This is a genomic window from Cloacibacillus evryensis DSM 19522 (assembly GCF_000585335.1).
Classification (GTDB): Bacteria; Synergistota; Synergistia; order Synergistales; family Synergistaceae; genus Cloacibacillus; species Cloacibacillus evryensis.
Genome location: NZ_KK073872.1, coordinates 1,450,084 through 1,471,011 on the forward strand (window position 1 = coordinate 1,450,084; position 20,928 = coordinate 1,471,011).

Consider the following 20,928-nt stretch of genomic DNA (forward strand, 5'->3'; position numbering starts at 1 on the left):
AGGGAGGAACAAGAATGACTTTGCCGAATTTTAACTATATCGCCGCCAAAAGTCTCGTGGAGGCCTCGGAGCTCGCGGCCGCCCAGGCCGGCAGATGCGTGCTGATGGCTGGCGGGACTGACGTGATCCTGCTGCTCAAGGAGAACGTTTTGAAGGGCGTGGAGAGCGTCATTGACCTGAAAAACATCCCGGGGATAGACGGGCTGGAGTTTATCGAGGGCGAGGGACTGCGCGTCGGCGCGCTCACGAAGCTCTACGCGATCCAGAACTCGCCGCTGGTGCGCGAAAAGATGCCGGCCGTCGCCGACGCCGCGCACTATGTCGCCTCAAGCCAGATACGCCGCAAGGGGACGATGGCCGGCAACATCTGCAACGCCTCGCCCTCGGCCGATACCGCGCCGATATTGGTGGCGATGAACGCGACAGTCGCAGCCTACGGCAAAAACGGCGGGCGCGAGATACCGGCCGGGGAGTTTTTCACCGGCGTAAAGCGGACCTGCCTCGACAAGGCTGCGGGGGAGATCGTTACGGAGATAAAGATACCTGAGCTCAAGCCGCAGGAGGGCTCGGCCTACTTCAAGCACTCCGTGCGCAAGGCGATGGATCTCGCGATCATCGGAGTCGCCGCCTGGGTGCGGATGGAGGGCTCACGGGTCGCCGACTGCCGCATCGCCATGGGCGGCGTCGGCGTGACGCCGCTGCGCGCGAAAGAGGCGGAGCGGATGCTGATCGGCGGCGAGGCGGGCGACGACCTGTTCGAGAGGGCCGGAGCCGCCGCCTCGCAGGAATGCCGTCCGATCTCCGACGTGCGCGCCTCGGCGGAATACAGGGTGGATATGGTGCGCGTCTACACGAAGCGCGCCCTTAAAAAGGCGCTCGAGACGCTGAAGGCTTAAGAGGGGAGGCCCGCGAAGATGAAAAGGATCATAAAATTCAAGCTCAACGGCGAGGATATCGAAGAGCTGGTACAGGACAACATTACGATGGTCGATTTTCTGCGCCAGCAGATGCACATGACGGGGACGAAACGCGGCTGCGAAGAGGGCGAATGCGGCGCCTGCACCATCCTGCTGGACGGCGCGGCGGTCGACTCCTGCCTGATGCTCGCCGTCGAGGCGGCGGGGCGCGAGGTCGTCACCATCGAGGGCGTCATGAAGGACGGCGTCCTCCACCCGCTGCAGAGGGAGTTCATGGACAAGTGGGCCCTGCAGTGCGGCTTCTGCACGCCGGGCATGATCATGTCCGCCCTCTCGCTGCTGCATGAAAACCCACACCCGATGGAGCACGAGATCCGCGACGCGATCGCCGGCAACCTTTGCCGCTGTACGGGCTATACGAAGATCGTCGAGGCGATCGACTCCGCGGCGAAGATACTCGAAAGGCAGGCGAATGCATAATGGCGATAAAGTCAAAGGAATATTACGCCGAGATCGAAAGCGTCTATAAAAAGCCCGAGGACTACGAGCTGGCGGGCAAGGGCAACGCCTACGTGCGCATCGACGCCGAGGCGAAGGTGACGGGGCGCGCCGTCTACACCGACGACGTCGACCTGCCCGGCATGTATTACTGCAAACTCGTCCACAGCCCCTACGCGCACGCGCTCATCAAAAGCATCGACTTTACCGAGGCGCTCCGGCTGCCGGGTGTCAAGGGCGTGCTCACGGGACGCGACTTTCCCGAAGGGCACAACCTCGGCAACCCCGAAGCCTTCAAGGAGCTGGCCGACAAGGAGCCGCTCTGCCGTAAAAAGGTGCGCATGATCGGCGACGAGGTCGCCGCCGTCTGCGCCGTAACTGAGGATATCGCCGCGGAGGCCGCCGCGCTCGTTAAGGTCGAATACGAGCCGCTGCCGGTCGTCCTCGACCCCTTCGACTCGATGCAGCCGGAGGCGGAGCCGATCCACTATCCGGGCACTAACAATCTTTCGATCTTCACGACGATGAGGGCGGGCGAACCGGACAAAGCCTTCGCCGAGGCCTATTACACCGACCGGCATTACTATAAGACGCAGGAGATGGTCCACGCCGCCATCGAGCCGCACGGCGCGGCGGCGAAATACGAGAACGGCGAGTGGACCGTCTGGACGACGACGCAGGGGGCCTATGTGAGCCGTTTCTGGATCGCCTGGGGGCTCGGCGTGCCCGAGAGCCAGGTGCGCGTCATCAAGCCGATGGTCGGCGGCGGCTTCGGCGGCAAGCTCGACGTATTCGCGCACGAGCTCTGCCCCTGCAAATTCGCGCAGATGACGGGCCATCCCGTGAAATGCGTGCTCAAGCGCGACGAAGTCTTCACCTGCACGCGCACGCGCCATCCGATATCCTTTGAGATCGAAAGCGCCTTCACCAAGGAGGGCAAGATGCTCGCCAAACGCTGCAAGCACATTCTCGACGGCGGCGCCTACGGCGGCTCGGGCATCGCGGCGAACACACTCTCGCTTATCTGCGCCACCTTCCCCTATAAGGTGGAAAACATCGACATGACGGCGAGACGCCCTTACACGAACCATCCCGCCTCGGGCGCGATGCGCGGCTACTCCGCCTGTCAGGTGCACTTCGCCCACGAGATACATATGGACGAGGTGGCCAACGCGCTCGGCATCGACCCGCTCGAATTGCGCCGCAAGAATGAGATCACTCCCTACTATACGGGGCCGACGGGGCTGGAGTTCACCTCCTGCAAGTTCGACGAGTGCCTTGTGGCCTGCGCAGACGCCATCGGCTGGGCCGAGAGGGACAAATATCCCATCGGCAGCGGCGAGGCTGTCGGCCTCTCCGGCTCTGGCTTTATGTCGGGAACGGGCTTCCCCGTCCTCGTCACGCCGCATTACTGCTCGGCATCGACGATCGTGCGCCTCAACCGCGAGGGCTACGCCGTCGTCTTCTGCGGCGCGAACGACATCGGACAGGGCTGCGACACCGTAATGACGATGATCGTCGCCGAAGAGCTCGGCCTGCGCATGGACGAGGTCAAGCTCGTGCAGTCCGACACCACGACGACGCCGTGGGACGCCGGCTCCTTCGGCTCACGCGTCACCTTCCTCGGCGGCAACGCCTGCCGCCGCGCCGTCGGCGACGCGAAACTCAAACTGCTCTCGCACTGGGCCGAGGAGTGGGGCTGCAAGCCCTCGGACATCAAGATGAAGGACCACCGAGTCTTCATCGAGGGCGACGCGGAGAAGAACATCTCCTACAACGAGGCCTGCTTCGGCTACGAGGAGAGGAACTTTGGCCGCTGCGTCGCCGGCGTCGGTTCCTTCGCGCACGAGGGCGACAAGGATATCTATGTGAAAAACGTCGGCAACTACGCGCCGGCCTATTCCTTCTCCGCCTCGGCGGCGAAGGTCAAGGTCGATATGGAGACCGGCGGCGTCGAGCTCGAGGACTTCGTCTTCGGCCATGACTGCGGGCGCGCGCTGAACATCCGCGCCGTCGAGGGGCAGATAGAAGGTTCGGTCCTGCTCGGTCTAGGCTTCAGCTGTTTTGAGGAGTGCGTCTACAGCAAAGAGGGAAAACATCTGAACCCGAGCTTCCGCGACTACCGTTTCCCGACGGCGCTCGACATGCCGCCGATCAAGACGATCATCTGCAGCGAGGCCGACCCCGAGGGGCCGATGGGCGCGAAGGAGGCGGGCGAAGGCAGCACCGCGCCGGTCGGTTCGGCCATCGGCAACGCCGTCAACTACGCGACCGGGCTCACGCTGCGCGAGCTGCCGATCACGCCGGAGCGCATCTGGCGCGCGCTGAAGGAGCGCGAGCGCACGGGAAAGACGGCTTTCGGCGCGGAGGATCTGCGCGATAAGTTTAACAACATGCCGCCGCTCCCCGAGCGTAAATAGGCCGGCGCGGCCCTGTTCCGGGAGAAGCGTGAAGAGTGATGGACGACAAAGAGTGGGAGGTCAGCGCCGCTCAGATAAAAAAGGCGCACGGCTATTCGGCGCCCGAGAGCCAGCTCCGCCTTGCCGAGACGGCGCGCGAGGCGGGGGAGCTGGCGCGTGAGATACTGCGCCTCTCCCGCGACACGTTGCTCATCAACCTGCGCTTCCTGGAATCGGCGCTCATAAGGTTTGTGCCGGAGAACGACACCGTCACCGCCGAAATGGCCACGGACGGACGCTTTCTCTATTACAATTCCGCGCACGTCTGCCGCCGCTTCCTGAAGGGGCGGCAGACGCCGGCGCGGGATTATCTGCATATCGTGCTGCACTGTCTCTTCCGCCATCTTTTCGTCGGCGCGAAGGTCAATCCCGACCTCTGGGATCTCGCATGCGACATCGCGGTGGAGAACGTCATCTGCGGCCTCGGCCTCCGGTCCCTTTATTGTGAAAGAGAGGAACGCCAGGCGCGGCTGCTCCGCAAGCTGCGCGGCGAGCTGCCGCACCTTTCGGCGGAGCGGATTTATCGCTGGCTGCGGGAGCAGAGCTTTCCCATTATCGAATGCGAGCGGCTGCGCGCCGACTTCTATGCCGACGATCACAAGATATGGCACAAACCGCCGGAGCTGACAGGCGGTTCGGGAAAAGGCGATACGCGCGACAGCGCCGAACCGCAGGCCGGCGAAGAGCGGGAGATCAGCGGGCTTGACGACCAGGGGGACGAGGCCGCCGCGCCGCCTGAACCCGGCGAAGAGGGGGAGCCGGCGGGGGCCGGCGGCGTGGCTGCGGACGAAAACCGCGCCGGGGAAAGCGGCGACAGCGCCGCCGGCTTGGGAGATGACGAGAAGAGCCGCGAGCCGGCGCTGACGCCCAAGGAGACGGAAGAGATGTGGCGGGAGGTATCGCGGCGCATCGAAGTCGACCTCGAGACCTTTTCCGGCAGCTGGGGTGAAAACGCTGGCGGCATCACGCAGGCCCTCTCGGAGATAAACCGCGAGAAGTGCGACTACGCGGCCTTTCTGCGCCGTTTCGCGGCGCTCGGAGAGAATATTGAGGTCAACGACGAGGAGTTCGACTATATCTTTTATACCTACGGGCTCTCGTTATATAAAAGAATGCCGCTCATTGAGGCGCTCGAGTATAAGGAGGTGCGGCGCGTGCGTGAATTCGTCGTCGCGCTCGACACCTCGGAATCGGTCGCGGGCGCTCTCGTGCAGAAGTTCGTTGAGAAGACGTGGAACATCCTCAAGCAGACGGAAAACTTTTTCACGCGGGTCAACGTGCACATCATCCAGTGCGGCGCGCGCGTCGAAGAGGACGCGAAGATCACGAGCCAGGAGGAGTTCGACGCCTATATGCGCCGCATGTCGCTCAGGGGTTTCGGCGGCACGGACTTCCGTCCGCTCTTTGAATATGTGGACGGACTTATAAAGAGAAATGAATTTACCAACTTTAAGGGGCTGATCTACTTCACCGACGGCTACGGCGATTTTCCCGCCATGCCGCCGGAGTACGAGACGGCCTTCGTCTTTATCGACCAGGGGCGCAAAGCTCCCGCGGTCCCCGTCTGGGCGATACGGCTGCTGCTCTCCGAGGACGAGATAGATGAACTGTGAACGGAAATCATCGGCGATGAAAAACGGCGATTTTGAGATAAAAGACGGCGTACTGGTAAGGTATCACGGCGAAGAGCGCTTCGTCGGGCTGCCGCCCGGGCTCTTGGCCGTCGGCGAGGGGGCTTTCCGCGACTGCCGCTCGCTCGAGGAGGTCTATATCCCCGATGGCGTGGCGGAGATAGGGCGCGAAGCCTTTCAATGGTGCGCGAACCTGAAGCGCGTGGCGGCCCCGGCGAGCGTGACGGAGGTGGGGCGCGGCGCCTTCGCCGGCACGCCCTACTATAAATTTTACTGCGAAAACGAGACGGAGTGGCGCGAGGACTTCCTCTTCATCGGCAGATGCCTCGTCAAGGCACGCCGCAACCTGCGCCGCGCCGCGATCCCCGAAGGGACGGCGGCGATCGCGGCGGACGCCTTCGCTGAGCGCGTGCTGCTTAACGAGCTCTCGATCCCGCGAAGCGTCTCCCGTATCGGCTGGCGCGCCTTCGCCGACTGTACGGGGCTCACGCGCGCGCACATCCCCGACGGCGTCAGGCTGCTGGGCTGGCACTGCTTCAAGGGCTGCTCGCGCTTGCTGGAGGCCTCCTTTGAAGAGGGGACGGAAGAGATAGAGAACGGCATCTTCTCCGGCTGCCGCAGCCTGCGGCGCGTCGAATTCCCCGCGAGCCTCAAGAGACTTGGCGGCTGGGCCTTCTTCGGCTGCGGCAATCTTGAGGAGGTCTGCTTCAAGGGAGAGCTGGCGGCGGTCGGCGAGCGCGCCTTTTCCGGCTGCGCGGGCCTGCGCCGCGCGGAGCTGCCTGAGAGCGTCGAAGTCATCGGCGTCGACGCCTTCTATGACTGTACGAACGTAGAACTGCGGCTGCCGCGCGGGCTGCGGCGGCTGGAACGCCGCGCCTTCGCGGGCGCGCGCAGCCTCGCGGAGCCCGCGCTGCCGCCGTCGCTCGAATACCTCGGCGAAGGCGTCTTCAGCGGCTGCGGGAGCATAGAAAAAGTGACGGTCCCCGCGAAGGTGAAAAAAATTCCCGGCCACGCGTTCGGCGGCTGCGAAAAGCTGGCGAAACTCACGCTGGAAGAGGGCGTCGCGGAGGTCGGCCCATACGCCTTTGCCGGCTGCCGCGCTCTGCGTGGGCTCGCAGTGCCCGAGGGCGTGACGGAGATAGGAGAAGGGGCTTTCGCAAACTGCCGGGCCTTAGAAAAGATAAAACTGCCTAAATCCCTGTCACGGCTGGGCGAGAAGGCCTTCGCCTCCTGTCCCTCCCTGCGCGAAGCGGAGATGCCGGAGGAAATCGCGGAGATCGGCGGCGGCCTCTTTGACGGCTGCCGCGCCCTCGCGGACGAAGAGGGCTTTGTGATCATCGACGGCGTCTGTTACGGCTGTCAGAGAACGGCCTTTGAGCTCGTCCTTCCCGCCGGCGTCCGCGCCGTGGCGAGCGGAGCTTTCAGGGACGGCGCGGGATACCGGGGCGTCACGCTGCCGGAGAGCGTCGAACGTGCGGGCGTCCGCGCCTTCGCCGGCTGCGCGGAGCTGCGCCGTCTCGTCCTCCCGGAAAAGGTGAAGGCGTTGGGACCGGAGCCCTTTGCGGGGTGTTCTTCGCTGCTCGTCGTGGAGGCTCCGGGGATCGCGCCGCGCGGCTTTGACGAAGAACGGGCGCGCCTTGCGGCGGCGCTCGGCTTCTGCGGCGCGGAGGAGAGGTATCGCGGCGGCGTTGCGCGCTCCTATTCCGTCTACGCGGAGGAGGAAAAAGAAAACCTCCTCAATGCCGCCATCGACAACGGCCTCGCGGATGCCGCCGCCTATTTCACGCGCCGCGCGCTGCTTTCGGCGGCGGAGTTCCGCGCGGCGCTGGAGCGCGCACAGCGGAAAAAAGAGGCGGAGATCGTGGCGCTGCTGCTCGCGTACGGCAACGACAAACTGCGCGGAGAAGACATCTTCGCCAAATATTCTTTAGACGATTGACAGTATTTGTCAGGGAGGGATCTTTTTGAACATAGCGGAGGCCAAAGAGCAGATAAAGGACGCGATGACCGCCTACTTTACAAAGGACGAATTCGGCGCTTACCGCATCCCGGTGGAAAAACAGCGCCCCATATTCATGATCGGGCCGCCCGGCGTCGGCAAGACCGCCGTCATGGAGCAGGTAGCCGCGGAGCTCGGCGTTGGCCTCGTCTCCTATTCCATGACCCACCATACGCGCCAGAGCGCGCTGGGCTTGCCCTACATCACGACGCGGGAGTTCGGCGGCGAAAAGTACCAGGTCTCCGAATATACGATGAGCGAGATAATCGGCTCCGTCTACCGCCTGATGGAGGAGACGGGGGTGAGGGAGGGCATCCTTTTCCTCGACGAGATCAACTGCGTCTCCGAAACGCTCGCCCCCTGTATGCTCCAGTTCCTTCAATATAAGGTATTCGGCCAGCACCGCGTCCCCGCGGGCTGGATCGTCGTCACCGCCGGCAACCCGCCGGAATACAACAAATCGGTGCGCGATTTCGACATCGTCACCTGGGACCGCCTGAAACGCATCGACGTCGAGCCCGATTACGAGGTCTGGAAGGCCTACGCGGAGAAAAAGGGCGTCCACCCCGCCGTCACCACCTACCTCGCGGCGCGCCGGAAGGATTTTTACAAGGTCGAAAGCGCGGCGGACGGCAAACGCTTCGTCACCGCGCGCGGCTGGGACGACCTCTCGGAGATGATGCGCCTCTGTGAGGAAAACGGCCTTGCCGTCAATGAAAAACTCATCGGCCAGTATCTGCAGGAGCCGAAGATCGCGAAGGACTTTGCCATCTATTACGACCTCTTCAATAAATACCGCGGCGACTATCAGGTAGGAGCGATCCTCGCCGGCGCGGCGGATGAGGCGGTGCTCTTTCGCGCGCGTCAGGCTCGGCTCGACGAGCGGCTGTCGCTGATCGGACTGCTCTTCGACGCGCTGACGGCGGAGCTGCGCGGCGTCTGTGACAGCGAGGATGCGCTTGATTCGCTGACCGCCGAACTGAAAAAACTGTGCGGGCTGCTGGCGGAGGAAGAGGGCGCGCCGGCTGATACGCTTGACAGGCAGATCGCCGGACTGCGCGCGGAGCTTGAAAAGGGCCGCCGCGCCTCTTCGCTGCCGGCGGCGAAACAGCGGACGCTGCTGCGCGTCATCGCCGCGCTGGAGGAATACCGCGCTTCGGTCATCAAAAGCGGCGCGGCGGACGGCAGGGCGGCCTTCGCCCTCGTCAGTGAGAGCTTCGCGAAATCCGTCGCGCGGCTCAAAGAAAGCGCGTCGGCGGCGGGCGCGGCGCTTGACAACGTATTTGACTTTTGCGGGAAAGCCTTCGGCGAGGGGGACGAGATGCTGATCTTCGTCACCGAGCTGACGGCGGGCTACTACAGCGCGCGCTTCATCGGCCACTACGGCTGTGAGAAATATTATCTGCATAACAGAGAACTCCGTTTTCAGGAGCGGGACCGGGAGCTGCGCGACCGCGCCGGCAAACTGGACTGGACGATATAGGAGGTCAATAATGAACGACGACAATCGGAGACTGGCGGAAAAATTCCTGCCGCTGATAGAGGAGGAGCGCCGGGCCTTTATCAGGGCGGAGCATGGACGGCTGCTGCGGCTCATCGGGGCGGAGTATTGGCGGCCGCGCGGAGAGAAGGCATACTTTTTCCATCGCGGCGCGGAGGAGGAGGCCCTTCCCGCCGACCCATACGAACTGAGCCTTGGCGAACTCGCGATGCTTCCCGGCCTTGAAAAGCGTGTGGAGCGGCTGGGGACCTACAGTTACCTCGCTTTCTTTCAGATGTTCCCCCGTGACAGGGAGCGCCTAGCCTTTCTCTCCGGCCTCTGGCTCAGGCTGACCAAGGGGCTCGGCTGCACGGAGGCGGAGGCGGAGAGACTCACCGGCGGACACGACGGTTATCTGGCGTGGAAACGCGGCGATACGGTGAGGGTGATCGTGCCGGAGGGCTGGGGCGCCCATGCGTGTAATTGATAAAAAAACGGACGGAGAAACGCTTGCCGTCACGCTGCTGATAGAGCCGGAAGAATTCGCCGAGGCGCTGCGCGAGGCCTATCTCGACGACAGTGAGCGCTATGTCGTTCCCGGCTATGCTCCCGGCCTCGCGCCCCGCGCGGCGATCGAAGCCGTGTACGGACCGGAGGCCCTGTTCGACGAAGCGATCGCCGCCGCCCTCCCGGCGGCCTACGGAAAATTTCTTGCGGAAGAAAAGCCGCGTACCGTGGGCAAGCCCGAAGCGTCGGATATAACCCTCCTCGCGGGCGGCGGCCTGCGCTTTCGGGTAAGGGCCGACCTCTGCCCGCGGGTACGCCTCGGAGCCTATAAGGGGCTGCGGATAACTCTTCCGGAGGGCGCGGACGAGGAAAATTTCAGGATGGCGGCGCTAAGGGCGGCCTGCAAAGAGATGGAGGGACGTCCCTCGGAGGCGATGGTCGAGGAGAGACTCGACGCGACGGCGGCGCGGGAACAGCTCAACGTCTCCCGTGACGCCGTCTATCACCTGCTTGCCGATTCTGCCTGGCTCCTGCGCGAGACATACCTCGCGGCGGGGCTTTCGCGCCCTCCGGCGCAGGTGCGCGCCGAGGCGCTTGACGTGATGCTTGAGGCCGCCTCGGGCGGCAACGCCGACCCCTCTTGGGAATTTATCGCGCGGCGGCTGCGCGGGCTTGCCGCGCGCTACCGTGCGCTGCCCGATGATTTTGACGAGACTCTCGCGGGGTTATTCAAACGCCGCGCCGCCGTCAAAGAGGGAATGACGCCGGAAGAGCTTGCGGCGGATGCCTTCGGCGCCTACCTTGGCTCCATCGGCCTCGACGAGAAGAGGTGGCGCGCTGAGCGCCGCGCCGAGGCGGAGGAGTCGGCGCGCTGCGACCTGCTGCTTGAGGCCGTGGCGGAGGCGGAGGGGATCACGGCCTCCGGGGACGAACTGCTGGCGCTGACCGCGGAGATCGCCGCGCGCTGCGGCATGGAGACTGCGGAGGCCGCGGCGCGTATCGACGCTGAACCGCTGCGCCGCAAGATAGCGCGCGACAAAGCCTGTCGCCTCATTGTCGCGAGCGCCGTGCGGGCGTGATGAAGCCCGGAGCGGAGGATCTGGAGCGCGGAGACCTGCACCGGCTGCTGCGCGGTTACTGCGTCCCCGCGCTTGCCGCGGGCCTCGTCACATCTTTCTATAATATCGTTGACCAGATCTTCATCGGGCGCGCCCTCGGAGTCGTGGGGAACGCCGCCGCCGGCGTGGTCTTTCCCGCCGTCACCGTCATCACCGCGCTCTCGCTGATGTGCGGCGTCGGCGCCGCCGCCGTCATGAGCCTCTCCCTTGGGCGCGGGGATGTGGAGGGCGCGCGCCGCGGCGCCGGCTGCGGCTTCGTCCTCATGGCGCTCTGCGGCGGGGCCGCCTCGCTCGCGATGCTTTGCCTGACGGCGCCGCTGCTTCGCCTCTTCGGCTGCACGGAGACGGTACTGCCGTACGCCGCGCCCTACGCGCGGATAACGGCCCTCGCCTTCGTCTGCGCGATGACCGGCGCCGCGGGGCCTTTTCTCCTGCGCGCCGACGGCAGCCCCAAATACGCCCTCTGCTGCACGGCGGCGGGGGCGCTGCTCAACGTCGCGCTCGACGCGCTCTTCATCAGCGCCTGCGGGTGGGGGATAGCTGGCGCGGCCTGGGCCACGGCGCTGGCACAGAGCGTCAGCGCCGCCATGGTGCTTGCCTACCTGCCGCGCTTTAAGACCATGCGGCTGAGGGCGGCGGACTTTATCCCCGACCTCCGGCTCTGCGCGCGCATCGCCGCGCTTGGCGCGGGGCCGATGTGCAACTTCCTCACGCAGGCCGTCGTACAGATATTTTTAAACGCCGCGCTGAGAAAATACGGCGCGGCCTCAGCCTGCGGCAGCGAAGCCGCGCTGGCCGCGGCCGGCGTCGCCAACAAGGCCAACACGCTGGCCGCCGCCGTCGTTACGGGCCTCACGAACGGCATGCAGCCAATCGTCGGCTACAACTTCGGGCGCGGAAATTACACGCGCGTGAGGGAGGCCGGCCTCCTCGTCGTTAAAACGGTGATCGCCGTATCCTTCTGTATCTTCCTCTGCTATCAGTTGATCCCGCGGCAGATCGCCGCGCTCTTCGGCGCGGGGACGGAGGCCTACTTCGACTTCGCCGCCCGTTTTTTTCGCATCTTCCTGATGATGACCTTCCTCAACGGCCTGCAAAGCTCCGTCGGCGGCTTCTTCTCCGCGCAGGGGAAGCCTCTTTTCAGCATCCTCATCTCCGTCGCGCGCCAGATCATATTCCTGCCGCCCCTTTTGCTGCTCCTGCCGGCGCGCTTCGGCCTTGACGGCGTCCTCTGGTCCGGCCCCATAGCCGACCTTGCGACTGCCGCGATCGCCATCTTTCTTATGGCGCGCCGCTGCCGTCTGCTGGAGGAAATGCGGCGAGCGGGAGAATTGCGCCGGTAAAGGCAGGATAAATATAGCGAACGGGGCTCCGGTCGGTACAAATACCGACATGAACGGGGCCGGTTGACTGAACTCAAACGTTAAATCAGAAATAAATGTTAAATAACTCCTTTTAGTGATTATCGCAGTTTGATAATTACTGATTTATGACTTTTGGCGGACGACCGCCACTTAAAAATGTGAAAAAACTCAAAATGGCAGTCGACTGCCATCAGAATGGCGGAATCCCGACGTATGCAAAACCGGGAAAAAATGCTAACGTAATGGCGTTCAGCCACCTCAAAAAGAATTTCCGGCGCTGGTTCACGATAGAAAAATGAAATCACGAAAGGGCAGCGGATGAATAGTACCCATTTGTTCATCAGCCGCGTGCGCCGGGCCGGAGGCGCGCGCCGTGAAAAACTTTTTGAAGGGAGCTGCTGCAAATGAGAGAAGGGCCAAAGGCAAGAGTCCTCACAGAGGGCTGGCGAAACATAAGTATCGGAAAAGGGGGGGGGGCGCACAATAGCGGAAGGGCAAGTTTTTTTGAGAAACGAAACCCTGGCGATTCCTCCAAACGCCAGCAAATCATCCGTATAACGGCCCCGATAGACCTCTCGGCGCATCTGTGGGAGCCGATAGGCAATGGTATCGACAGCAGCCTAACTTTTTGTGGAATCTTCGACGGAGGCGGCTTTCCGATAACCGGAATGAAGGTCGTCAGCAGCGCGCAATACGCGGGGTTTTTCGGCGTTGTAGGCGCCAGTGGCATTGGCCCCACCCTGCTCAGCATCAACCTCAGCGGAAACGTCAGCAACTCCAACAGTGGTGACACTTCACGGCGCCGCCTCTGACCTGGTGGCTGTAGGACGGCGGCACGGGGCCGCGGGAACGCCTGCCGAAGCCCCGCGCCTATTATGCAAAAAATAAAATTGATGTTACAATAGCGCGAGTGACATAAATATTATGGAGGTGTTTGAACATGAGCAAAGAAAGGTTTCTTATTTCGTCGGAATCGGTGACGGAGGGACACCCGGACAAACTCGCGGATCAAATATCCGACGCGGTGCTTGACGCTATTCTCGAAGCCGACCCGATGGGACGCGTGGCCTGCGAAACGCTGGTCTCCACGGGGCTGATAGTGGTCGCGGGAGAGATAAGCACGACCTGCTACGTAGATATTCCGAAGATCGCGCGCAAGACGGTCAAGGATGTGGGCTATACGCGCGCGAAGTACGGCTTCGACGGCGATACCTGCTCCGTGCTGACGACGATAGACGAACAGTCTCCCGATATCGCGCTCGGCGTGGATAAAGCGAAGGAGGCCAAGGAGCTCTCCGACGACGAGATAGACGCCATCGGCGCGGGCGACCAGGGATTGATGGTCGGTTACGCCTGCAATGAGACGGAGGAGCTTATGCCTCTGCCGATCTCGCTCGCGCAGAAGCTGACGCGCCGCCTGTCGGAGGTCCGCAAGAATAAGACGCTGCCCTACCTGCGTCCGGACGGCAAAAGCCAGGTGTCGGTCGAGTACGCGGACGGTAAGCCGCTGCGCGTAGATACGGTGGTCATCAGCACGCAGCACCATCCCGCGATCGACCAGAAGCAGATAGAGGCCGATATTATCGAGCACGTCATCAAGCCGGTCATTCCCGCGGCTCTCATCACAGCGAAGCCGCGCATTCTCGTGAATCCGACGGGGCGTTTCGTGATGGGCGGCCCTCAGGCCGATACCGGACTCACGGGACGCAAGATAATCGTCGACACTTACGGCGGCGCGGTGCCGCACGGCGGCGGAGCTTTTTCCGGCAAGGACCCGACGAAGGTCGACCGCTCGGGGGCCTATATGGCGCGCTACGCGGCGAAGAACGTCGTCGCGGCCGGGCTCGCCGACGCCTGCCAGGTGCAGGTAGCCTACGCGATCGGCGTCGCCAAGCCGGTATCGATCATGGTCGAGACCTTCGGCACCGGCAGGATAAAGGACGGGGAGATCACGAAGCTGCTGCGCGAGAATTTTGATTTCCGCCCCGCGGCGATAATCCGCGACCTCGACCTGCGCAAGCCGCAGTACAGACGCCTTGCCGCCTATGGGCACATGGGGCGCGTCGATCTTAACCCGATGCCGGCCTGGGAGCGCACCGATAAGGCCGAGACTTTGAAACGGGCTGCGGAGCGTTTCGCGTAAGTATCAGGATGGATAGGATCCGGGCGGCTTCATGCCGCCCGTTTTTTGATTTTTGAACGTCATGCGGCGGTTTTTTTCTTATCTTTCGCACATAGTCTTTCCCCAGCATTGTCCGGTCTGCGGCCGGCTGTCGGCAGCCTACTGTCCCGGCTGTCTGCGCGGGGCGGCGGAAAAACCGCTTCCTCCTTTCTGCGCCGACTGCGGCGGGGCGTACGGCGCGGACTGCTGTTATGAGAGCGTGCCCTGTTACGCGGCGGCTCTGCACGACGGCGACGCGCGCCGGTTCATACTTGCCTTAAAGTACAGGAATATGAGGCCGCTCGGAGAGGCGATCGGGAGGGAGATGGCGCGCCTGATACCCAGGCAGGAGGCGGAGCTGCTTGTCCCCCTGCCGCTTCATTCCGGCAGCCGCCGCGCTTTCAATCAGACGGAGCTGATGGCGCGCGGGATCTCTTCGCGCTGGGAGATCCCGGTCGGCGAAGGGCTACTCAAATGGCGTGTCAGCAGCGGAGCGCAGACGGAAAAACGGGGGAAGGCGCGACGGGCGCTGACCTTTGATTCATTCGAGGGCTCGCCGGCGCTGGCGGGCAGGAGCGTCGTTCTTGTGGACGACGTTTACACCACGGGCGGCACCGTGCGGGCGGCGAAGTTTGCTCTGCAGAGGGCCGGAGCCATTGTAAAGGCGGTGCTCGTATGGACGCGGCGGGTCTCCGCGCCGGAGCGCCCGGGAGCCTGGCCGGAGGATGGGGAATATTGGTTATAGGCAAAGTTTGTTATAATAGAACGCGCATAAAAATAAAAGATGAGAAATATGCCGGGACGGCATGATAAGGGGGACGAAAGATGCTTCGCAGAATCGGGGTTTTGACGAGCGGCGGCGACGCGCCGGGGATGAACGCTTCCATACGCGCCGTCACGCGCACGGCTTTATATCATGGTTTGCAGGTGGTCGGCATACGCCGCGGATACGAGGGGCTGCTGGAGGGAGACTTTGTCCCTCTGACGCGCAGTTCCGTCGGCGGGATACTGCTCCACGGCGGGACGATGCTCCGTACCGCGCGCTGTCCCGCCTTTATGAGGCCGGAGGGGATAAACGCCGGCGTATCGAAATTGAGGGAAAGCGATATCGACGCGCTGGTGGTGATCGGCGGCGACGGTTCTTTCCGCGGGGCGAAGGAGCTTCACGACCGCGGCATTCACGTAGTCGGCGTTCCCGGCACGATCGACAACGACATGGCGGGCACGGACTGCACGATCGGCTTTGATACGGCCTGCAATACCGCGCTTGAGTGCATCAGCAAGCTGCGCGATACGGCCTCGAGCCACGACCGGATGTTCATCGTCGAGGTGATGGGCCGCCACGCCGGTTTTCTCGCGCTTGAAACGGGCGTCGCCTGCGGCGCGGAGTTTGTGCTGATACCGGAACTTCCGGTCGACCTGGAGGCGATAGCGAACAAGATCCACTACGCGAAGCAGCGCGGCAAGACGCATTCGCTGATCGTCCTCGCCGAAGGGGTGATGTCCGCTTCAGAACTCGCCGAAAAATTGAAGGGGCATTGCGATTATGACCCGAGGATCGTAGTCCTCGGCCACTTGCAGCGCGGCGGCGCGCCCTCCTGCTTCGACACCGTCCTCGCCTCGCGCCTGGGGGCGGCGGCTGTGGAGGCGCTGCTTGACGGCAAACGCGGCATGATGGTGGGGAGGACGAAGGGCGAGATCGTGACCGTGCCGCTGGAAACGGCGTGGACGCAGCGCCATCCGCTTGACGCGGATATGCTGCGGCTGGTGGAGACGCTGAGCATTTAGATATCTGTCCGGATCTGTTTGCCGGCAGATATCCGTACCCGTTATCGACAAGGAGGAGATATCGTGACCGCTGAAAAGAGCCTACCGGAGGCCTATGCCAGAAAGTTGATCTCGATCGTTTCGCGAGATAGGGGCGGACGGGGCGTTTCCAAGCTCAGCCGTCCCGACGATTGGCAGGCGGCGGCCGCGGCGTTTGCTCCGTTGAGGAAGGTCGCCGTCGTCTCCGGGTTTTATATTCCCGGGGCCGGAGCCCCAGAGACGGACGGCCCCGGCGGCGCGGTGATGCTGGCGCGCGCTTTTTTGCGCGAGGGGCGCGGATCGGAGGTATGGACCGACGAGCTGTGTCTCGATGTGATGAAGGGGGCCGCCGCCGCCGCCGGATATCCCGAACGGCTGGTGAAGGTCGCGCCGGAGCGGCTCGACGACGATCCGCCCGAAGGCGTTATCTTTACGGAACGTCTAGGCCGCGCGGAGGACGGGGGCTATTACAACTTCCGCAAGGCGGATATCACAAAGTGGACGCCGCCCCTGGACGAGCTGGCCATCGCCGCCGGAGAACGCGGGATACCGACGCTCGGCATCGGCGACGGAGGCAATGAGGTCGGTATGGGAAACTTTTATGAGGAGCTGAAAAAACTGCTCCCCGCCTATGCCTCCTGCCTTTGTACGGTGCGGACGGACTACGCGCTCGCCGTGGACGTCAGTAACTGGGGGGCCTACGCGATGACCGCGGCGCTTTCCTTTATGTGGGGAAGCTGGCGCGGGCCGGAGGCCGGAGAGGAGCTGGCGATGCTTGAGGCCATGAAGGAGCTGGGCGCGGTCGACGGCATCAGCCGTCTGCCCGATATCACCGTCGACGGTTTTGATATAATATTGCAGGATAGGATAATATCCTCGCTCAATGAGCTCTGGCGCCTTTACAGTTTTGACCGGGGCCCGAGCTCTTCGTAGGATGCGCTATATAATATTTTCAAATTTTCGTGGGCTTTACGTAGAAAAGTATATATATTTTCCGGCAAACTCATGATAGAATAATAAGTTAGAGACTGGTGGAACATATGGATCAGAATTACCAAAAGCGTTCCGGTAAGGGACCGTTGATACTGCTGGGCGTTGCGGTCATAGTGCTGGTAGTGTTGGTTGCAGCAAGTCTCAAGACGGGTCTCTTGGGAAGTTCTTTCCGCATAGATAAGGCCGTTGTCTGTGTGGAGCTTGACCGCGACAGGCTTCCCCATAAAGTGATGAACACCATTCAATACGGAACACGTCAGGTCTGCTTGTGGTTCCAATATTCTTCCGCACCGGAAGGAAACCATCTGGAAGTTTCATGGTATTACGGAAAAGACATCGTCTTGTCCGAGCCTCTGAAATTGATGACCAAGGACGGTGTCAGGGCGTTCTATCTGCTGCGGGAAGAGGGTACGCCGCTTCCCGTCGGAAAGTACCGCGTAACAATCTCATCACCCACAAAACGGCTGAGCGAACTGGAATTTGAGATCATACGAAAGAATTGATATTTTATTCTTCATATTAAAACGGAGGCTAATGATTTGCCAAGGAAAAAGACAGAACCCACAGAGGAACCGAAGGCTGCTGTGAGCCGGCGCGCCGCCTCAAAGAAGAGCGAAGCCGCGGAAACGGCCGAGAGCGCCGAGGAGACGAAGGAGAGCGCCGTAGCGGCTCCCGAGGAGGCGGAAAAGGCCGTCCGTAAAAAAAGGACTTACGTCAGAAGGAAGAGCGCCGAAGAGACGACCGAGACCGAGGCCCCGGAACAGCCTGCCGCCGACGCCACCAAGGGACGCCGCGGCAGGAAGAAGGCCGTAGAAGAGGCCTCCGGAACGTTGTTCCCCGAAGAGGATAGGATTGCCGCCGCTGAAGAGGAAAAAAAGACGGTAAGAAGGTCTCGCCGCCCATCCGTGAAGGAGGAGCCCCCCGTCAAAGAGGCGGCCGCCGATGATTCCGCGCCGGCGACGCAGGCGGAAGCTCTCCCCGTGGAAACGCCCGCCGCTCCCGAGGCCGCTGCGGAAGCCGATGAGATCACACCTGAAGCGGCTCTGCTTGCTCAGGCCTCCGACGGCGCCGCCGCCGCCGAAGAAGGCGGCAAAGGTAAAGAAGAAAAAGACGAAGAGCTTGCAATAGCAAAAGAGATAGAGGCCGCCGCGGAGACGCAGGACGGCGCGGAGGCGGAAGCAGAAAACGCCCCGGAGGACAACAGAAACCTTCCCGTAGTCGATTCTCAGAAAAATGACAGAGGACAGATACGACATCAGCATCCGAAGCTCGGCTTTAATCAGCTGGCCGGCCAGACGCTCGCCGAACTGCGCAAGATAGCGAAGGAGATCGGCGTGAGCTCGATAACGACACGCCGCAAGGATGACCTGATAAACGATATATTGAAGACGCAGGCGGAGGCGCTCGGTTATCGTTTCAACGGCGGCACGCTCGAGTGTATGAGCGAGGGATACGGTTTCCTGCGTCCGTCGGGACTCCTCCCGAGCAGCAACGATATATATGTCTCCGCTTCACAGATAAGGCGTTTCGGCCTGCGCAACGGCGACGTCGTGTGGGGCATCATCCGTCCTCCGAAGGATCAGGAGCATTACGAAGCCCTGCTCCGCGTGGAGAACGTCAACTTCACCGACCCCGAGGCGGCGCGACGCCGTCCGCATTTTGAGGCGCTGACGCCGATATTCCCGACAGAAAAACTTGAACTTGAGACTGACCGCAAGCAGATAGCGACGCGCATCGTCGACATATTCGCGCCGATCGGCAAGGGGCAGCGCGCTCTGATCGTATCTCCGCCGAAGGCCGGAAAGACGACGCTCCTCAAGAACCTCGCGCACTCCATAACCACAAACCACCCGGAGGTCATCCTCATGGTGCTGCTCATAGACGAGCGCCCAGAAGAGGTGACCGATATGGCGCGCTCCGTCGACGGGGAGATCATCGCCTCCACCTTCGACAGACCGGCGGAGGAGCACCTTCGTGTCGCGGGGCTTGCCCTCGAAAAGGCAAAACGGCTGGTCGAGGTTTCCAAGGACGTCGTGCTGCTGCTCGATTCGATAACAAGGCTTGCGCGCGCCTCGAACCTCATCGTTCCCCCCTCCGGACGCACGCTCTCCGGCGGTATGGACCCCGCCGCGCTTTACTTCCCGAAGAAATTCTTCGGCGCCGCGCGAAATATTGAAAACGGCGGCAGCCTGACGATAATCGGCACTTCGCTCGTGGAGACGGGGAGCCGCATGGACGACGTGATATATGAGGAATTTAAGGGGACGGGCAACATGGAGGTCCATCTTTCGAGAAAGATATCCGAACAGCGTATCTTCCCGGCTCTCGACATCACGCGTTCAGGGACGCGCAAAGAGGAACTGATGGTGCCGGAGGCCGATCTGCAGCGCATCTGGGGCCTTCGCAGGAAGATCGCCAACATGGACGAGGCCGAAGTCTTAAATCTCATCCTCGACAAGCTGAGAAATACGCCCACGAATCGCGATTTTCTTGCTACAATAAAGGCTGGTTAAAAACGGACTTTTTATAGTTAAAGAGAATTGCTGAGAGGTGGCGCTATGAAGGCCGGAGATGGTATGCATAAAACAAATCAACGGAAGACCGTTTGCCTCATCATCTTTTTGATGGCCGCGGTAGGAGGCGCCGTCGTCTTCGCCGCTAAGGCGGCAGAGCATACAGGCATGTACTGGATCGGACTTGACAGTGAATTTGTAACGGAACGCCCCGAAGACAACCGGGGCTTCTTTACTGTGGACGTCTCTGATTTTCTGAACAGCGCGGGGACCGCGCCGGCGGACGCCGCCGCGGCGGAGGGTACCGAGGTAGTGCCGCTGGCGATCGGGCCGCTGCCCAGCATCCCCACACTTACCGAAGAGGAGCTTAAACTTTATGGGATACTCTCGAAGAACGACGGACGCATATCCAGCTCCGATCAGAGCGTTCTGGACGAGGACATACACTGGACGGAGGTCGTGCTTGAGCCCGGGGATACCGTTGAGTCGATAGCCGGAGAATTCGGCGTCAGCGAAGAGGATATCCGCCAGGCCAACGGCCTCCGGAAAAATGAGAAGGCCAATCCCTCCGAAGTGCTCTATGTGCCGGACAGCCACAACGACGTCGTCGCCACGCTCCTTTTTGTCAGAAAGCTTCAAAAAGAAGAGCTGCTCCTCGCGAAGAAGGGCAAACTGCTGGAGATCTCGGAGTATGTGGTGAAAGAGGGCGACACTCTCTGGGGGATATCCGATAAATTCAACCTTGACGTCGACACTCTGGTGGGGTCCAACCAAAAGATCCTCGGCGGCAACATAAATCACCTTAAGCTGGGGATGAAGCTGCGCATACCGAACCAGGACGGCGTATTCGTAAAGGTGGCGAAGAAAGACACTCTCGCCAAGCTTGCCGATAAGTATGGCTCGACGAAGGAATCGGTCCTGCTCGCCAACGCGATGAAGAGCGATTCTTTGGTTGCCGGCAGCGAGATATTCCTGCCCGGCGGCAAGCTGGTGGCAGTTACCGAGGTACGCATAGCGACCAATAAAAACGGACGCGTCCGCACCGCGACGGTAAAAATATCAAGCGGCGCGGTCAGGGGCTTCCGCTGGCCGGTCCTCGGCCAGATATCAAGCCCGTTCGGATGGCGCAAGAGCCCCTTCGGAAGGCGCAGGGTCTTTCATTCGGGCCTTGACATACGCGCTCCGCGCGGTACGGTTATCAAAGCCGCCTCTTCCGGCGTGGTCGTCCACTCCGGCTGGATGGGCGGCTACGGCAAGACGATCGCCATCTCACATTCAAAGGGGCTGACGACGCTCTACGGCCATTGCAGCAAGCTTATAGCGGCAAAAGGCACTAAAGTATCTCAGGGACAGACGATCGCCCTCGTGGGCAGCACGGGACGTTCAACGGGAAACCACCTGCATTTTGAGGTGCGCGTAAACGGCTCGCCTCAGAATCCGTTAAGGCATCTCAGATAAAGATCGACAAATTTAGAAATGCGA

17 protein-coding genes are annotated in these 20,928 nt (G+C 62.0%); all 17 read left to right on the top strand.

All coding sequences use genetic code 11. The features are described from left to right. The first annotated feature begins 14 nt into the window (after positions 1–14). Positions 15–896: an FAD binding domain-containing protein gene (locus CLOEV_RS06390; protein WP_008711363.1), complete on the top strand. Its 882-nt coding sequence runs from the start codon at positions 15–17 to the stop codon at positions 894–896. An 18-nt stretch (positions 897–914) separates the two neighbouring features. Further along, entirely contained in the window at positions 915–1,397 is a 483-nt protein-coding gene (locus CLOEV_RS06395) for a (2Fe-2S)-binding protein (protein ID WP_008711365.1), read from the top strand. Then, entirely contained in the window at positions 1,397–3,835 is a 2,439-nt protein-coding gene (locus CLOEV_RS06400; RefSeq protein WP_008711368.1) for a xanthine dehydrogenase family protein molybdopterin-binding subunit, read from the top strand. The genes CLOEV_RS06395 and CLOEV_RS06400 overlap by 1 nt, the downstream gene beginning before the upstream one ends. 38 nt (positions 3,836–3,873) lie before the next feature. Then, positions 3,874–5,487, top strand: a complete 1,614-nt coding sequence (locus CLOEV_RS06405) for a vWA domain-containing protein (protein ID WP_051484929.1) — start codon at positions 3,874–3,876, stop codon at positions 5,485–5,487. Beyond that, positions 5,477–7,444, top strand: a complete 1,968-nt coding sequence (locus tag CLOEV_RS06410; protein ID WP_034442613.1) for a leucine-rich repeat domain-containing protein — start codon at positions 5,477–5,479, stop codon at positions 7,442–7,444. The genes CLOEV_RS06405 and CLOEV_RS06410 overlap by 11 nt, the downstream gene beginning before the upstream one ends. A 25-nt stretch (positions 7,445–7,469) precedes the next feature. Next, the gene (locus CLOEV_RS06415; RefSeq protein ID WP_008711375.1) at positions 7,470–8,987 is read left to right on the top strand and encodes an AAA family ATPase; all 1,518 of its coding nucleotides are present in this window, start codon (positions 7,470–7,472) and stop codon (positions 8,985–8,987) included. 10 nt (positions 8,988–8,997) lie between these two features. Beyond that, complete coding sequence (locus CLOEV_RS06420; protein ID WP_008711377.1) at positions 8,998–9,471, top strand: hypothetical protein; 474 nt, start codon at positions 8,998–9,000, stop codon at positions 9,469–9,471. Then, the gene (locus CLOEV_RS06425; protein ID WP_034442616.1) at positions 9,458–10,570 is read left to right on the top strand and encodes a trigger factor family protein; all 1,113 of its coding nucleotides are present in this window, start codon (positions 9,458–9,460) and stop codon (positions 10,568–10,570) included. The genes CLOEV_RS06420 and CLOEV_RS06425 overlap by 14 nt, the downstream gene beginning before the upstream one ends. Further along, positions 10,570–11,952: an MATE family efflux transporter gene (locus CLOEV_RS06430; RefSeq protein WP_008711380.1), complete on the top strand. Its 1,383-nt coding sequence runs from the start codon at positions 10,570–10,572 to the stop codon at positions 11,950–11,952. Before CLOEV_RS06425 ends, CLOEV_RS06430 begins: the two co-directional genes overlap by 1 nt. Before the next feature lie 425 nt (positions 11,953–12,377). Continuing rightward, positions 12,378–12,785: a hypothetical protein gene (locus CLOEV_RS06435; protein WP_008711382.1), complete on the top strand. Its 408-nt coding sequence runs from the start codon at positions 12,378–12,380 to the stop codon at positions 12,783–12,785. A 128-nt stretch (positions 12,786–12,913) separates the two neighbouring features. After that, a complete protein-coding gene (gene metK / locus CLOEV_RS06440) occupies positions 12,914–14,116 on the top strand; it encodes a methionine adenosyltransferase (protein ID WP_008711384.1) in 1,203 nt (400 codons plus the stop codon). A 61-nt stretch (positions 14,117–14,177) separates the two neighbouring features. Beyond that, entirely contained in the window at positions 14,178–14,879 is a 702-nt protein-coding gene (locus tag CLOEV_RS15915) for a ComF family protein (RefSeq protein WP_008711386.1), read from the top strand. An 80-nt stretch (positions 14,880–14,959) separates the two neighbouring features. Further along, positions 14,960–15,922, top strand: a complete 963-nt coding sequence (gene pfkA / locus CLOEV_RS06450) for a 6-phosphofructokinase (protein ID WP_008711388.1) — start codon at positions 14,960–14,962, stop codon at positions 15,920–15,922. A gap of 63 nt (positions 15,923–15,985) precedes the next feature. Continuing rightward, entirely contained in the window at positions 15,986–16,873 is an 888-nt protein-coding gene (locus CLOEV_RS06455; protein WP_008711390.1) for a DUF4392 domain-containing protein, read from the top strand. Between the two features lie 107 nt (positions 16,874–16,980). Continuing rightward, entirely contained in the window at positions 16,981–17,436 is a 456-nt protein-coding gene (locus CLOEV_RS06460; RefSeq protein ID WP_008711392.1) for a hypothetical protein, read from the top strand. A 621-nt stretch (positions 17,437–18,057) separates the two neighbouring features. Further along, complete coding sequence (rho, locus tag CLOEV_RS06465) at positions 18,058–19,446, top strand: transcription termination factor Rho (RefSeq protein WP_425393615.1); 1,389 nt, start codon at positions 18,058–18,060, stop codon at positions 19,444–19,446. 45 nt (positions 19,447–19,491) lie between these two features. Continuing rightward, positions 19,492–20,904, top strand: coding sequence for a LysM peptidoglycan-binding domain-containing M23 family metallopeptidase (locus CLOEV_RS06470; protein WP_008711395.1), 1,413 nt, complete (start codon positions 19,492–19,494; stop codon positions 20,902–20,904). Positions 20,905–20,928 lie beyond the last annotated feature (24 nt).